At 65.2% G+C, this 15,308-nt stretch carries 15 protein-coding genes; 12 read left to right on the top strand and 3 right to left on the bottom strand.

Features of this window, described 5'->3' with window-relative positions; genetic code table 11:
* The first annotated feature begins 157 nt into the window (after nt 1–157).
* The 8 genes from KGM94_RS15985 to KGM94_RS15950 all read left to right on the top strand — a co-directional run bounded on the left by KGM94_RS15985 (nt 158) and on the right by KGM94_RS15950 (nt 8,050).
* Nucleotides 158–1,165, top strand: a complete 1,008-nt coding sequence (locus KGM94_RS15985) for a DUF6352 family protein (RefSeq protein WP_300260967.1) — start codon at nt 158–160, stop codon at nt 1,163–1,165.
* Complete coding sequence (locus KGM94_RS15980) at nt 1,162–1,671, top strand: DUF3305 domain-containing protein (RefSeq protein WP_300260963.1); 510 nt, start codon at nt 1,162–1,164, stop codon at nt 1,669–1,671. The genes KGM94_RS15985 and KGM94_RS15980 overlap by 4 nt, the downstream gene beginning before the upstream one ends.
* Nucleotides 1,672–1,673: 2 nt before the next feature.
* Complete coding sequence (locus KGM94_RS15975) at nt 1,674–2,312, top strand: DUF3306 domain-containing protein (protein ID WP_300260960.1); 639 nt, start codon at nt 1,674–1,676, stop codon at nt 2,310–2,312.
* Nucleotides 2,313–2,441: 129 nt separating this feature from the next.
* A complete protein-coding gene (locus KGM94_RS15970; RefSeq protein ID WP_300260970.1) occupies nt 2,442–3,218 on the top strand; it encodes a molecular chaperone TorD family protein in 777 nt (258 codons plus the stop codon).
* A 29-nt stretch (nt 3,219–3,247) separates the two neighbouring features.
* On the top strand, nt 3,248–3,457 hold the full coding sequence (locus tag KGM94_RS15965) for a twin-arginine translocation signal domain-containing protein (protein ID WP_300260956.1): 210 nt from the start codon (nt 3,248–3,250) through the stop codon (nt 3,455–3,457).
* 13 nt (nt 3,458–3,470) lie between these two features.
* Nucleotides 3,471–6,413, top strand: coding sequence for a formate dehydrogenase subunit alpha (locus KGM94_RS15960; RefSeq protein ID WP_300260953.1), 2,943 nt, complete (start codon nt 3,471–3,473; stop codon nt 6,411–6,413).
* A 13-nt stretch (nt 6,414–6,426) separates the two neighbouring features.
* Nucleotides 6,427–7,023, top strand: coding sequence for a formate dehydrogenase FDH3 subunit beta (gene fdh3B / locus KGM94_RS15955; protein ID WP_300260950.1), 597 nt, complete (start codon nt 6,427–6,429; stop codon nt 7,021–7,023).
* Nucleotides 7,024–7,048: 25 nt separating this feature from the next.
* On the top strand, nt 7,049–8,050 hold the full coding sequence (locus KGM94_RS15950) for a formate dehydrogenase subunit gamma (RefSeq protein ID WP_300260947.1): 1,002 nt from the start codon (nt 7,049–7,051) through the stop codon (nt 8,048–8,050).
* 6 nt (nt 8,051–8,056) lie between these two features.
* Here the strand turns inward: KGM94_RS15950 and KGM94_RS15945 are convergent, their stop codons facing one another.
* Together KGM94_RS15945 and KGM94_RS15940 are read right to left on the bottom strand one after the other, a co-directional pair.
* Entirely contained in the window at nt 8,057–8,179 is a 123-nt protein-coding gene (locus KGM94_RS15945) for a hypothetical protein (protein WP_300260944.1), read from the bottom strand.
* Nucleotides 8,180–8,350: 171 nt separating this feature from the next.
* Nucleotides 8,351–8,887, bottom strand: coding sequence for a GNAT family N-acetyltransferase (locus KGM94_RS15940; protein WP_300260941.1), 537 nt, complete (start codon nt 8,885–8,887; stop codon nt 8,351–8,353).
* Nucleotides 8,888–9,125: 238 nt separating this feature from the next.
* Here KGM94_RS15940 and KGM94_RS15935 point away from each other — a divergent pair, with 238 nt between their 5' ends.
* The 4 genes from KGM94_RS15935 to fabI are packed head-to-tail and all read left to right on the top strand — an operon-like array spanning nt 9,126 to nt 14,348.
* Nucleotides 9,126–11,360 carry a DUF3141 domain-containing protein gene (locus tag KGM94_RS15935; protein ID WP_300260938.1) on the top strand — a complete coding sequence of 745 codons (2,235 nt, stop codon included), beginning with the start codon at nt 9,126–9,128 and terminating at the stop codon, nt 11,358–11,360.
* 29 nt (nt 11,361–11,389) lie between these two features.
* Complete coding sequence (locus tag KGM94_RS15930) at nt 11,390–12,343, top strand: phosphate acetyltransferase (protein ID WP_300260935.1); 954 nt, start codon at nt 11,390–11,392, stop codon at nt 12,341–12,343.
* 5 nt (nt 12,344–12,348) lie between these two features.
* On the top strand, nt 12,349–13,563 hold the full coding sequence (locus KGM94_RS15925) for an acetate kinase (protein WP_300260931.1): 1,215 nt from the start codon (nt 12,349–12,351) through the stop codon (nt 13,561–13,563).
* Nucleotides 13,560–14,348, top strand: coding sequence for an enoyl-ACP reductase FabI (gene fabI, locus KGM94_RS15920; protein ID WP_300260928.1), 789 nt, complete (start codon nt 13,560–13,562; stop codon nt 14,346–14,348). Before KGM94_RS15925 ends, fabI begins: the two co-directional genes overlap by 4 nt.
* Before the next feature lie 8 nt (nt 14,349–14,356).
* Here fabI and KGM94_RS15915 read toward each other — a convergent pair whose 3' ends face one another.
* A complete protein-coding gene (locus KGM94_RS15915) occupies nt 14,357–15,133 on the bottom strand; it encodes a hypothetical protein (RefSeq protein ID WP_300260925.1) in 777 nt (258 codons plus the stop codon).
* Nucleotides 15,134–15,308 lie beyond the last annotated feature (175 nt).

The following is a 15,308-nucleotide window of genomic DNA, read 5'->3' as shown; positions in this document are numbered from 1 at the left end:
CGAGCGACGGCGACGTCCGCGAGTCGTTCCGCCGCCTGCAATTGCGGGAGGGACAAGGGGCCCACGGCAAGGCGTTCTCGTTCATGGAGATGGAAGACGACAGCGAGCCCGACCCCGATCTCGATCTTGCGGACCTGGGCCGGGAGCCGCGCCTGCGATGAACGATTTCTGGATAGCATGCGGCCATCACCTGCTCGAACGCGACGACAGCGGCGGGCTTCGGGTCACCGATGAGTTCCTGAAGGCCTATTTTGCCCGTCCCGAGCTGATGCCGCCGGACGATGCATGCCCGGTCGAGCTTCGGCTGCACCGGGAACTGCTCGCCGATCCCCGCCAACCGGTGACGGCCGACGAGATCGCCGCCATCGCCGACGACGATGCGCGGGAGAACTGGCGTTTCGTGCTGGCCTTTCGCGATCTGCTGTTGCGGCATCCGACGCTCGAGGCGGCCTATCTTGCGCTGGTTCGCGGTGCCGTAAACGACCTTCCCCCGCTCTTCATCAACCAGCTCGTGCACGTGATCTTGCGCAATGCCCTCGACGGCTGCGAGGATACGTTCGTGCTGCGTGCCGCGGAACTGTTCTTCCGGCCGCAGCGCATCCTGCCGCACGAGCAGGCCTTGCTGCTCGGCGATGACGAGATCGTCGGTGGGCGCAGCCCGACGCCGGTGCTCTCGCTGATCTCGATGCTCGCGGCTGCGGCCGAAACCCGGATCGACGTATTGAGCGGGGACAACGTCGACAGTTACTGGCAGCGCAGCGACCAGTTCGACATGGCGTTCGATCTCACCCCGGCCGGACGTGGACCGAAAGCGCTGGCGCAGGCGATGACGTGCTGGATCTCTCATCTGCTCGGCGTCGAGGTCGCCATCGAGCCGTTACGCGAGCTGCGCGATGCGCGCTTCACCTGGTATGTGGGGCTCGATACGGATGCCACCAATCTCGGCGATCGCCTCTGGCACGGCGAGGAACTCGACGACCGAAGCGCCGGACGCGTTTTGGCCCTCTTTCGCCTGACATTTGCAGACGCGAGCCTGGCTGTGGAAGATATGCAGGGCGAGCCGGTCTATCTGATCCTGACGATGACGCCGGACCAGAAGGTCCGGATGAAGCCGCAGAATCTGTTGACGGGGCTGCCGATGAATCGGCTGGAGATGGTGACGTGAGTCCTGCTGCGCTGCCCGCCCTGCGCATTCCCGTCGGCGTCGTGGTCGAGCGGCGCAAGTCGGACTCGCCCTGGGCCGATTTCGTCTGGCGCGGCATTGCGGTGCTGCCGGACGAGCCGGAGACGACGCCTTGGACGGTGCTGCGCGAGCAGGAGGGGACGACCCTGTTCTATGCCGGCAGCGCCACGGTCGACCTCTATCCGTCCGAGACGGCGCGCTATCGCGACAATCTCGTCTCGGGCAATCCAAGCATCTGGACCGTGTTGTCGCCTTCGGAGGGCCCCTGGCCCTATTCGGTCGCAGCAGTCACGGCGGACCCCGCGGAAGGTGAGGCCTTTACCGAGGCGGCGTCCAATCTCGTCGAGACCGTGCCCATGCCGGAAGGACTGCGCGCGGCGATTGAAAATTTCATCGCCGTCCACCACGTCGAGCGGGAATTCGTCAAGCGCGAGCGACGCCGGGCCGACCCGGAGGCGCTGGCGCGGCGAGAGCATGAAGGCGGATAGGCATGAGCGAGGAAGAGTTCCTTGCGCGCTGGTCCCGTCGCAAGCGCGAAGCCAAAGCGAAAGTGGTTTCCGCGGACGAGGTTGTGCCCGATGACGTGCAGTCCGCGCCGTCGCAGCCCGCCGCAGAGGAAGGCGAGGAGGAAATCGACCTGTCGAGCTTGCCCCCGATCGATTCGATCACGTCGGCAACCGACATCACTGCATTCCTGCGCAAGGGGATTCCGCAGGAGCTGACGCGTGCGGCTCTTCGTCGCGCCTGGAGCGCCGATCCGGCGATTCGCGACTTCGTCGGGCTGGCGGAGAACGCCTGGGACTTCAACGATCCGAACGCCATGCCGGGCTTTGGACCATTGGATTGCTCCGAAGGCGAACTGGCCGAGCTGCTGGATCGAGTAATTGGCGGCGTACGGAAGGTGGCCGAAGGCCTGCCTGATGCTTCGGCTGAGCCCGCGGACCACGCGGAATCCGGGCAAGAACTGCGTCAGGCGGAAGCATTTGCCACCGCGGAGGCGATCGTCGATTCTGCCGCGCCTGAGTTCTCCTCTCGTCCTGCCGCGGCGCACCCAAGGGCGGCCGATGACACCGGCGACGAATCGGATCCCGTTCGACGGCGCAGACATGGCGGCGCGCTGCCGCAATAGGTCTTTCGACCAACTCCATAGCTTCGGGCTATGTCGCAATTGACCGTCCGTGGGACTGGGTCTACGCTTCTCCAGTGCTTTGCTACAAAACAAATAATCGAGCACCTGGGACTGGGATGGGAGGTCCGAGTGCGTGACGAGGGACTCGACCGCGCGATCGACGCCGCAGGCGGCGTTGCCCACCTTGCGCGCAAAATCGGCATCAGCCAGCCCTCCGTTTCGAATTGGAACAAGGTCCCCGCTCAACGAGTGATTGCGGTCGAGGCCGCAACCGGCATTCCACGCACGGAACTGCGGCCCGATCTCTACGGTATGCCAAGGCCACCTGAGGCCGTTGACCCCGTCGATGCGGCGCGCGCGCAGGAATACGCGCTGCTGGCCACGCTGTTGTCCGCCGCGCCGTCACAGGCGTTGCTCGACCGGCTTGCTGCATTGAGCGGCGATGAGACGCCGCTTGGACGCGCTCATGCAGCGCTGGCGGAAGCGGCTTCCCGATCGGTCGCGGCACGGCTCGAGCGTGAGTATTTCGATCTGTTCGTCGGATTGGGCCGCGGCGAATTGCTGCTTTATGCCTCCTACTATCTCACCGGATTCCTGCACGAGCGGCCGTTGTCGCGCCTGCGTGAGGACCTCGCCGCGGCGGGGATCGAGCGCGTCGCGAGCAACTCCGAACCCGAGGATCATGCGGCCATTCTGTGCGAGATCATGTCGGGCTTCGCCGACGGCCGGCTCGATGCAACGCTGCAGGCGCAGCGCGCCTTCTTCGAGACGCACGTCGCGTCCTGGATGGGCCGGCTGTTCGCCGACATGGAGAGTGCCGAAAACGCCCGCTTCTATCGGACGGTCGGCGCGCTCGGTCGGCTCTTCATCGATATCGAGACGGAAGCATTCAAGTTCGCCAACTGACCGACGCGCGTCGGTCCGGGAGAGATGCGATGAGTGACGAGACGAAAGCCAAGGTCGGACGCCGCGACTTCCTTCGCAAGGTCGGCATTGGCACGGTCGGCGCCGGCGCAGCGCTCGCGACACCGCTGGTCGGGTCCGCGCAGGCCGACAGCGAGAATGACGGTGAGAAGCGCAAGGCGCGCTACAAGGAATCCGACCACGTGAAGACGTATTATCGCGTCAATCGTTATCCCGCCTGAGAGGGAGGCTGCCGTGCTTATCAAGCGAACACACCAGCGTTCCGATCGCCGAGGCTCCGTCGCCGAAACCCTTGCAGGCCAGGGCGGGGGCCTCGATCGCCGCACGTTCCTGCGCAAGTCCGGACTGGCCGGCGGCGCGCTTGCAGCGCTCGGCGCCATGCCGGTCGGCAGCGTGCGCAAGGCGGAGGCGGCGGTCGCCGGCCCGCTTGCCGCAGGCGCCACGGTCAAGAAGGGCGTCTGCACGCACTGCGCCGTCGGGTGCACCGTCACGGCCGAAGTGCTGAACGGCGTCTGGATCGGTCAGGAGCCGAGCTGGGATTCGCCGATCAACCGCGGCTCCCATTGCGCGAAGGGCGCTTCCGTGCGCGAACTCGTGCATAGCGATCGGCGGCTGCGTTATCCGATGAAGCTCGTGAACGGCCAGTGGACGCGCGTGTCGTGGGACACCGCCGTCAACGAGATCGGCGACAAGCTGCTTCAGGTTCGCGAAAAATCGGGCAGCGATTCCGTCTACTGGCTCGGTTCGGCGAAGATGACCAACGAGGGCTCCTATCTGTTCCGCAAGCTCGGCGCGTTCTGGGGAACCAACAACACCGACCACCAGGCTCGCATCTGCCATTCCACCACCGTCACCGGCGTCGCCAACACCTGGGGCTACGGCGCGATGACGAACAGCATCAACGACATGCGCAACTCCAAGACGATGCTGTTCATCGGCAGCAACGCCGCGGAAGCGCATCCGGTCGGCATGCAGCACATGCTGGCGTCGAAGGAGATCAACAAGGCGAACTTCATCGTGTTCGATCCGCGCATGACGCGCACGGCTGCGCATGCGACCGAATATGTCCGCATCCGGCCCGGCACCGACATCCCCGTGCTCTACGGCATGATGTGGCACATCCTGAAGAACGGCTGGGAGGACAAGGAGTTCATCGCCCAGCGGGTCTACGGCTTCGAGGACCTGCGCAAGGAGGTCGAGAAGTGGAATCCGCAGGAGACGGAGCGCGTGACCGGCGTGCCCGGCGCGCAGCTCGAGCGCGTCGCCAAGATGTTCGCGACGCAGAAGCCCGCAACCATCATCTGGTGCATGGGCCAGACCCAGCACACGGTCGGCACCGCCAACGTGCGGGCGAGCTGCATCGCGCTGCTGATGACCGGCAACGTCGGGAAGTCCGGTACCGGCGCCAACATCTTGCGCGGCCACGACAACGTCCAGGGCGCGACCGACGTCGGCCTCGATATCGTGACGCTGCCCTTCTACTACGGGCTCGCCGAAGGCGCCTGGAAGCACTGGTCGCGGGTCTGGGAGGTCGACTACGACTACCTGGTATCGCGTTTCGACGACAAGAAGCTGATGGAGACCCCAGGCATTCCGCTGACGCGCTGGTTCGACGCGGCGTTGTTGCCGAAGGCGGACGTCGCCCAGAAGGACAACGTCAAGGCGGTGTTCGTGCAGGGGCACGCCAGCAACAGCATCACGCGTATCCCTGAATCGCTGAAAGGACTGAAGGCGCTCGAGTTGCTGGTGATCGCGGACCCGCATCCGACCACCTGGGCATCGCTGGCGGTGGAAGCGGGTCGCAAGGACGGCGTCTACATCCTGCCCGTGGCCACGCAGTTCGAATGCGTCGGCTCGCGGGTCGCGTCGAACCGATCGATGCAGTGGGCCGAGCAGATCGTCAAGCCGGTCTTCGAATCCAAGGACGATCTCGAGGTCATCTATCTGATGGCGAAGAAGTTCGGGTTCGCCGACAAGATGTTCAAGAACATCAAGGTGACGAACAATCTGCCCGTCGCCGAGGACGTGCTGCGCGAGATCAACCGCGGGAGCTGGTCGACCGGCTATTGCGGCCAGTCGCCGGAGCGCATCAAGGCGCATATGAAGAACCAGCACAAGTTCGACCTGGTGACGATGCGCGCGCCGAAGGACGACCCGGAAGTCGGCGGCGACTATTACGGCCTGCCGTGGCCATGCTGGGGCTCGCCGGAGGTCAGGCATCCCGGCTCGCCGTTGCTCTACAACACCAACCTGCACGTCATGGACGGCGGCGGCGCGTTCCGCCCGCGCTTCGGCATCGAACGCGAGGAGAAGCTCGCGGACGGCACGACGCGCAAAGTGAGCCTGCTCGCCGACAAGTCCTATTCCAAGGGCTCCGAGATCGAGGACGGTTATCCCGAGTTCACGCTGGCGAGCCTGAAGAAGCTCGGCTGGGACACCGACCTGACCGAGGCCGAGATGGCCACGATCAAGAAGGTCAATCCCGCCAATCCGGACGCGGTGTCGTGGTCGCTCGATTTGTCCGGCGGCATCCAGCGCGTGGCGCTGAAGCACGGCTGCGTGCCGTACGGCAATGGCAAGGCGCGCATGAACGCATTCGGCCTGCCGGACCCGATCCCGGTCCATCGCGAGCCGATCTACACGCCGCGCGTCGACCTCGTCGAAAAATATCCGACGCTGCCCGACGCCAAGCAGTTCCGCCTCCCCAATATCGGCTTCTCCGTGCAGAAGGCGGCGGTCGAGAAGGGTATCGCAAAGCAGTTTCCGCTGATCCTGTCCTCCGGCCGTCTCGTCGAATACGAGGGCGGCGGCGAGGAAACGCGTACCAATCCCTGGCTCGCCGAATTGCAGCAGGACATGTTCATCGAGATCAGTCCGGCGGATGCCGCCGATCGCGGCATCAAGGACGGCGGCTGGGTCTGGGTGAGCGGCGCCGAGAACAATTCGCGGGCCAGGATGAAGGCGCTGGTCACCGAGCGTGTCGGCAAGGGCGTCGCCTGGATGCCGTTCCATTTCGGCGGTTGGTTTGGTGGTGCCGACCTGCGCAAGAACTATCCCGCGGGCGCCGATCCGATCGTGCTCGGTGAGAGCGCCAACACCATCACGAGCTACGGCTACGATCCTGCGACGGGCATGCAGGAGCCGAAGGTCACGCTTTGTCAGATCGTCGCGGCTTGAGGGAGCAACGAACATGGCCCGGATGAAATTTCTCTGCGATGCCGACCGTTGCATCGAGTGCAATGCCTGCGTCACGGCATGCAAGAACGAGAATGAGGTGCCCTGGGGCATCAACCGGCGTCGCGTCGTCACCATCAATGACGGCAAGCCGGGCGAGCGCTCGATCTCGATGGCCTGCATGCACTGCACGGATGCGCCCTGCCAGGCGGTGTGTCCGGTCAACTGCTTCTACACCACCGCCGACGGCGTCGTGCTGCACTCCAAGGACCTCTGCATCGGCTGCGGCTATTGCTTCTACGCCTGCCCGTTCGGCGCGCCGCAGTATCCGAAGGTCGGCAACTTCGGCTCCCGGGGCAAGATGGACAAGTGCACGTACTGTGCCGGCGGCCCCGAGGCCGACGGCAGCAAGGAGGAGTACGAGAAGTACGGGGCGAACCGCCTCGCCGAGGGGAAACTGCCGCTCTGCGCCGAGATGTGCTCGACCAAGTCGTTGCTCGCCGGTGACGGCGAGATCATTGCCCAAATCTACAAGGAGCGCGTGATGAAGCGCGGCTACGGCTCCGGTGCGTGGGGCTGGAAGACCGCCTATCGCGAGTCGATCGAGTCGTGACCGCGGGGACGAAGAGGAGGAGACCATGGCGTCGTTATCAAGACTGATCCGTTTGGCCGTCGGCGCCTTGGCGTTTCTGCTGCTGGTCTCGGCGGGACCCGTTCCGGCAAACGCGCAGCAGGTCAATCCGACCGCAAGCTCGGTCAAGGAGCAGCAGCTCCTGCAGGAGCTCAACCGGATCCAGGGACGTATCACCATTCCCGACCAGCGCGCGGGCGTGCTCGAGCAGCCGGCGGGACGCGACTGGCGGGAGTTCAGGAACGTCACGCTGCGCTGGATCGGCGGCATCGCCATCCTCGGCATGATCGGGGTCATCGTGATCTTCTACCTGACCCGCGGCATGGTTCGGCTCGAGAGCGGGCGCTCCGGGCGCACCATCGTGCGCTTCAACGCCTTCGAGCGCTTTACACACTGGATGACGGCGACCTGCTTCATCATCCTCGCGATCTCCGGCCTGAACATCACGTTCGGCCGGCCGCTGCTCTTGCCTTTGATCGGCTTCGAGGCGTTCTCGGAATGGTCGCAGTGGGCCAAGTACGCGCACAATTACCTGAGCTTCCCCTTCACCCTCGGCGTCATACTGATCTTCCTGACGTGGATCGCCGGCAACATTCCGAACAAGGTCGATGTCGAGTGGGTCAAGCGGGGCGGCGGTCTGTTCGGCCACGATCATCCGCCGGCCTATCGGTTCAACGCGGGCCAGAAGGCGATCTATTGGATCGTGGTCATCGGCGGAGGTCTGGTCGCGGCGACCGGGTACACGCTGATGTTCCCGTTCTATCTGTCGGGGATCGAGGGCATGCAGATTGCCCAGATCGTGCATTCCATCGTCGCGGTGCTCTTCGTGGCGGCGATGCTGGCGCACATCTACATCGGCACCATCGGCATGGAAGGCGCGTTCGAGGGGATGGGCACGGGGACTGTGGACGTCAACTGGGCCAGGGAGCACCATGCCCTCTGGCTCGACGGGCAGAATGCCCGACCCGGTGGCGCCGGATCGCAATCCGCAGCGCAGCCGGCCGAGTAGGTCGCGCTACAACCGCACGCCCGTCGTCGCAAAGGCCTGTTGGACCGGTTCTTGGACCCGATTGAGGAGGACAACGGCGGCTGCGGCGATCACAATCGCCGCCACGCAGGCGAGCAGGAAGGGTTTCATCGCGGATCTCCGCAGGCGATCGGTACTTCCGAAACTTATACAACATTGCTCATCCGGAACAACCCAGGTTCTCTCGGGGAGTTCGCATCTTTGGAGTGTCGCTAACCGTTTGCGAAATGACGGCCTGACCAGGGGCAAGGGGCGCGATCTGCCGCGATCAGCGAGGGGCCCTTAGCGCGGGACCGCGGGACGGAGGTCGAGGGTCAGCCGAATGACCTGTGGGTCCGGACTGCTTGCAACCTTGAAGTGCGATTTTTCGAATACCCTCCGCATCGACTTGTTGCCGGACAACACCTCGGCCGTCAGTGTCCGCAATCCGTCAGCCTGCGCGATCTCGATGAGGTGCCTGAGCAGGAGCGAGCCGATCCCCCGGCCTTGCCAGGCATCGACCACGACAAAGGCCATCTCGGCCTCTCCCGGACCGACGACGACGTATCTGCCGCCGCCGACGATGGCGGTGTGGGCCTGCTCCTGGACCAGCGCCACGAGCGCCACGTGATTGCTGAAATCGACCTCCATGAAGAAGGCGCGTTCCCTTTCGGAAAAGTGCCGCTTCATGACGAAAAAGCGGCTCTGCAGCGATTGCGGACTGGTCTGCGCAATGGCGGCCAGCATGGATGGCTCGTCCTCCGAGCGGAGCGCCCGGATCTCGATTGGGGTGCCGTCGCGAAGCAGCTCGCGCGCGGCGTAGTTTGCGACCTGGGGCATCGGGTTCCGTCCGACGAACAGGGATGACTATCTTGACGGCTACGTGGCTGAGCAAGCCCGCCTGCGTTCTCGATCGATTGATCTGAATCAATGGCCCCGTCGGCGGCGGACCTCGGGACGTATGCCGGGCGCCCGCGCGGGCTCGGTGCCGGAAAGTGACCGCCGACCGTTGACCTAAATCAACGTCTCGCATCGCAGCGCGCGCTGGATAGAACCAGACGCGAGCAGAGGTCGGAACATGTCGATGGAAACTCCAAGCCTGCCGGGAAGCCTGCCGGGCGGCCCGTTGTCCGGGCTCGTCGCCTCGGCGGTGGAATACATGGTCGACGCGGGTCAGCGCAGCGTGCTGTTCCTGGACATCATGCGCCGGCGCGGCGACCAGTACCGCGAGCACGTTGCGCAAACCGCGCCCCATGTGCTGCAATATGCCGCCGAATTGATCATCGACGGCCGCAAGCTGGACGAGCCGGTCAACTACGCGCTGGTGCGCATCATTCCGCCCAAGGGCGTCGAGATCGACCTCGAACGGCGGCCCTTCATCGTGGTCGATCCGCGCGCCGGCCATGGTCCGGGCATCGGCGGCTTCAAGGCCGACAGCGAGATCGGCGTTGCGATGAAGGCGGGTCATCCCTGCTATTTCATCGGCTTCCTGCCGGAACCGATGCCGGGTCAGACCATCGAGCGCATCGCGCGCGCCGAGGCGCTGTTCATCGAGAAGGTCATCAGCCTGCATCCCAAGGCCGACGGCAAGCCCTGCGTGATCGGCAATTGCCAGGCCGGCTGGGCCGTCATGATCCTGGCCTCGCTGCGCCCCGAGCTGTTCGGGCCGCTGATCATCGCCGGCGCGCCGCTCGCCTACTGGGCCGGCGTGCACGGCAAGTATCCCATGCGCTATTCGGGTGGCCTGCTCGGCGGAAGCTGGCTGACGGCGCTGGCGAGCGATCTCGGCGCCGGCAAGTTCGACGGCGCCTGGCTGGTGCAGAATTTCGAGAACCAGAACCCCTCGAACACGCTGTGGAGCAAGCAGTACAACGTCTATTCCAAGGTCGACACCGAGGCCGACCGCTATCTCGAATTCGAGCGCTGGTGGGGCGGGCACGTCAATCTGAACGCCGAGGAGATCCAGTTCATCGTCGACGAGCTTTTCATCGGCAACAATCTCGCCGCCGGCAAGATCGAGATGTCCGGCGGCAAGAAGGTGGACCTGCGCAACATCCGCTCGCCGATCGTGGTGTTCTGCTCGGAGGGTGACAACATCACCCCGCCGCAGCAGGCGCTGCACTGGATCCTCGATTGCTATGCCGATGTCGACGAGATCAGGGCCTACGGGCAGACCATCGTCTACACCGTGCACCAGAACATCGGCCACCTCGGCATCTTCGTGTCCGGCGGCGTCGCCAAGAAGGAGCATGCGGAATTCTCCAGCAACATCGACCTGATCGACGTGCTGCCGCCGGGGCTCTATGAGGCGACGTTCGAGCCCAAGGGCGAGGAGACGACCAGCTCCGATCTCGTCGTCGGACAATGGGTGATGCGCTGCGAGGCGCGCACGCTGGACGACATCCGCGCCATGGGCGGCAACTCGCCCGAGGACGAGCGGCGCTTCGCCGCCGCCAAGCGCGCCTCCGAGATCAATCTCGCCGCCTACCAGAAATTCGTCCAGCCCTGGATCAAGACCATGGTGACGCCGCAGATGGCCGAGATGGCGCGCAATCTGCACCCGCTGCGGCTGCAATACGAGGCGTTCAGCAGCGAAAAGCCGTGGATGAAGCCGGTGATGTCCGCCGCGGAGGAGATCGAGGACAACCGCAAGGCGGTGTCCAAGGACAATCCGTTCCTGGCGTTCCAGGAGCAGATGTCCAAGCAGATCGTTCACGTGCTGGACAGTTGGCGCGACTCGCAGGAGGCGCTGAGCGAGGCGATCTTCCTCAACGTCTACGGCTCGCCGGCGGTGCAGGCGGCGCTCGGGATCGATCCGAAATCGGAGCCGTCGCGTCGGCGCGAGATGTCGGCCGAGCATCGCGCGATGCTGGACAAGAGGATCGGCGAGCTGAAGTCGAAGGTCGGGGAGGGCGGCCTTCGCGAGGCGGCCATCCGCAGCCTGCTCTACGTCGGTTCCGCGCGCGGCATGGTCGACGAGCGCAGCATCGAGGCCCTGCGACAGGTTCGCCGCGACTATAGCGGCCCGCGGCTGACCTTGCCTGAGTTCAAGATGTTGGTGCGCGAGCAGTTCTTCATGCTGCTGCTCGACACGGAGGCGGCATTGGCCGCGATCCCGAAGCTGTTGCCGGAGGACGCCGGACAGCGCCGCGCGGTCATCGCGGCGATGCGCGAGGTGCTGTCGGCGAGCGGCGAGATCACGGGCGAGCGCGCGAGCCGCCTGCAACGGGTCGCGGCGCTGTTCGGCGTGGAAACGGGGGAGGAGCGGGCGGGGAACGTCGCCCCTTTCGACCCCAAGGCAAGAGCGTCGTAGCGCGGGCGGCCAGCATCGGGAGCGGAATCATGTCAGGACAAGCGCAGCCTCCCAGCAAGTATGACCGGCTGATCGCGGCAGCCCAGGCTGTGCCGCCGGTCCCGACGGTCGTGGTGCATCCCTGCGACGAAACCTCGCTGCGCGGAGTCGTCGACAGCGCGCAGGCCGGCATCATCCGCCCCATCCTGGTCGGACCCGAGCGAAAGATCAGGGACGCGGCCGCCAAGTACGGGCTGGACATCTCCGGCTTCGAGCTCGTCGATGCCGCGCATAGTGACGAAGCCGCCGCCAAGGGCGTCGAGCTCATTCATGCGGCCAGGGGCGAAATGCTGATGAAGGGCAGTCTGCATACCGACGAGCTGATGCGCGCGGTCACGGCGAAGACCGGCGGCCTGCGCACCGATCGCCGCATCAGCCACGTGTTCGTGATGGACGTGCCGGCCTATGCCGAGACCGTCTTCGTGACGGACGCGGCGATCAACATCTTCCCCGATCTCGACGCCAAGCGGGACATCATCCAGAACGCCATCGACCTCTACGTCCAGGCCGGCTTCGGCAAGCTGCCCCGCGTGGCGATCCTGTCGGCGGTCGAGACCGTCACCACCAAGATTCCCTCGACGATCGAGGCGGCGGCGCTCTGCAAGATGGCCGACCGCGGCCAGATCACCGGCGGCGTGCTCGATGGTCCCCTGGCCTTCGACAACGCCATCGATGTCGAGGCGGCGCGGATCAAGGGCATCAAGTCGGAGGTCGCCGGCCGCGCCCAGATCCTGGTCGTGCCCGACCTCGAGGCCGGCAACATGCTGGCGAAGAATCTCGCCTATTTCGCCAAGGCCGACGGCGCCGGCATCGTGCTCGGCGCCCGCGTGCCGGTCGTGCTGACGTCGCGCGCGGATTCACCGCGTGCGCGAATGGCGTCCTGCGCTGTGGCCGCCCTCTATGCCAACGCACGACGCCAGAAAGCTCCAACAGTCCCAGCGTGATCGCCATGGATACGATCCTCGTCGTCAATGCAGGCTCATCCAGCGTCAAGTTCCAGGTCTTCTCGATCGAGGGAGAGGGCAGCCTGCGCCGGCAGATCAAGGGCCAGATCGACGGCATCGGCAGCCGGCCGCGCCTGCGGGCGAGCGGCGCGAGTGGCGATCCGCTGGCCGATCGCGCCTACCCGATCGAGGCCGTTGCCGACGTGCCGGCCGCGATGGGCATCGCCGGCGAATGGCTGCGCAACGAGCTTCGCATCGACCCGATCGCGGTCGGGCACCGTGTCGTGCATGGCGGCCCCGACCATGACGGGCCGGTGCTGGTCGATCACGGCGTGGTCGCCCGCCTGGAACGGTTCGTCAGCCTCGCGCCGTTGCATCAACCGCACAATCTGGCGCCGATCCGCACCATCCTTGCAGGTTTCCCCGGCCTTCCGCAGGTCGCCTGTTTCGACACCGCATTTCACCGCACGCACAGCGCGGTCGCCGACCACTACGCGATCCCGCATCAGTTTTACGCCGAGGGCGTTCGCCGCTACGGCTTTCACGGATTGTCCTACGAATACATCGCCAAGACCCTGCCGCAGGTCGCGCCTGACATCGCGAAAGGCAGGGTGATCGTCGCTCATCTCGGCAGCGGGGCCTCGATGTGCGCGCTGAAGGGCGGACGGAGCATCGAAAGCACCATGGGCTTCACCGCGCTCGACGGGCTGCCGATGGGAACGCGGCCAGGCCAGCTCGATCCCGGCGTCGTGCTCTATCTCATCTCCGAGAAGGGAATGTCGGCATCGAACGTGCAGAATTTTCTCTATCGCGATTGCGGCCTGAAGGGGCTCTCCGGCGTCAGCAACGACATGCGCGAGCTGGAGGCGAGCGAAGACCCCAGGGCAAAGCTCGCCATCGACCATTTCGTCTACCGGATCGGCCTCAACGCCGGCATGCTCGCCGCCGCGCTGCAGGGTCTCGATGCCTTCGTGTTCACGGCCGGCATCGGCGAGAACTCCGCAAGTCTTCGCGCGCGGGTGGCCGAGCAGCTCGGATGGCTCGGCGTGGCGCTCGATCCGGCGGAAAATTCCCGCCATGCACGGCTGATCTCGCGCGCCGGCAGTCGCATTCCCGTCTATGTCGTGCCGACCGACGAGGAACTGATGATTGCCCAGCACACCTTGACGCTGCTGATGAAGGCGCCGTCGTCCAACCCCAGACAAGAGAGGGTGTCATGATTCCCGTATTTCCGGATAGCAAGGTTGCGTTGAAGGGGAAGAAGGGCCTGGTCGTCGGCATCGCCAATGATCAGTCGATCGCCTGGGGATGCGCCCGGGCCTTCCGCGCGCTCGGGGCCGATCTCGCGGTCACCTATCTGAACGAGCGTGCCAAGAAGCACGTCGAGCCGCTCGCCCAGGCGCTGGAGGCGCCGATCTTCATGCCGCTCGACGTCATGGCCGAGGGCCAGACCGAGCAGGTGTTCGAGCGGATCGCCAAGGAATGGGGACAGCTCGATTTCCTGCTGCACTCGATCGCGTTCTCGCCGAAGGAGGCGCTGCACGGGCGCGTCGTCGACGTCGGCCGCGAGGGGTTCCTGAAGACGATGGAGGTGTCCTGCTGGTCGTTCCTGCGCATGGCCCATCTCGCCGAGCCGCTGATGAAGAACGGCGGCACCATGTTCACCATGACCTATTATGGCAGCCAGATGGTGGTGGAGAACTACAACATCATGGGCGTGGCGAAGGCGGCGCTCGAATCGGCGGTCCGTTACGCCGCGGCCGAACTGGGGCCGAAGGGCATCCGCGTGCACGCGATCTCGCCCGGACCGCTGGCCACGCGCGCGGCGTCCGGCATTCCCGAATTCGACGAACTGATGGATAAGGCGCAGTCGAAGGCGCCCTCGCGCAGCCTCGTCAGCATCGACGATGTCGGCAACGCCACCGCCTTCCTCGCGCTCGACGGCGCCAAGCTGATCACCGGCGGCGTGCTCTATATCGATGGCGGCTACCACATCATCGACTGACCGGATCGTCAGTCCGGGAAGGCGGCAATGCTCGCAGCGGTGTCGACCATGGGCTGCTGGCTGACCTCGATGAAACCGGCCGTCGGCCGGTCCAGATCGAGGATCAGCAGGATGACGGAAGACAGCAGGAGTGCCATGAGGTAGAGCGGCAGGCGCGTGCGGCGGGCCTCGAGCCCCCTGCCGTAACCCGTGAATGCCGCTCCGACGGCCGCAATTCCGAACAACGCCAGCATCACGATATTGGGCACCCGATTGCGCAAGGCCGCAAGCCGCTTGCCCTGTTGATCGATCATGTCGTTCAGCGTCTGGATGAAGAGTCCCGTCGGGACCATGCCGGCGTCCTTTGCAGACATGGCCTTGGCCTGCAGCCACAGCGCCTCCTGCAGGGCATTCGACTTGTCGACGGCCGCCGCCAGCTCGGTGCGAGACGTCGGGTGTCTGGTGATATCGAGCCGGATCGCCACGTACTCTCGCAACAGCTTCAGGAGCTCGCCCCGCTCGGGTTGCGGCAGAAGGCGGGCGCGCAGCGCGGTGGTGCCGATGGCATTGGCCTCGTTCAGCACGGCGTCGCGGCGCGCCTCGAACCGCGAGAGCGCCATCGCGAAGGTAAATCCGATCATCAGGGCCATCAGCCCCAGAACGGCGCTCTCGAGCGTGGAAACGTCGCCACCGCCGCTGGCGCTGGCATGGATCCCGATCCTCCGCCCGATTTCGCTGGCCGCAAGAATGAGGATGACGCCGACGAGAAAGATCGAGAGGAGCGAGTAGTCGTACAGGTCAAGCATGATCCGAATACCGAGCTGCTGTGGGAACGGCAGCCGAGCCTGCCAGTACTGTCGGATTCGGCCAAGTCCGATCTGATCCGGACCGATCTGATCCGGTGCACAGGCTCCCGGCCGAGAGGCGCGTCATGCTCAGCGGTAGTGCAGGGCGATCAGCTCGGCAACGCAGGCGGGCTTC

The sequence above is a fragment of the Bradyrhizobium sp. genome (assembly GCF_028868675.1).
GTDB lineage: Bacteria > Pseudomonadota > Alphaproteobacteria > Rhizobiales > Xanthobacteraceae > Bradyrhizobium.
This window is presented reverse-complemented; position numbering and strand designations above follow the sequence as displayed.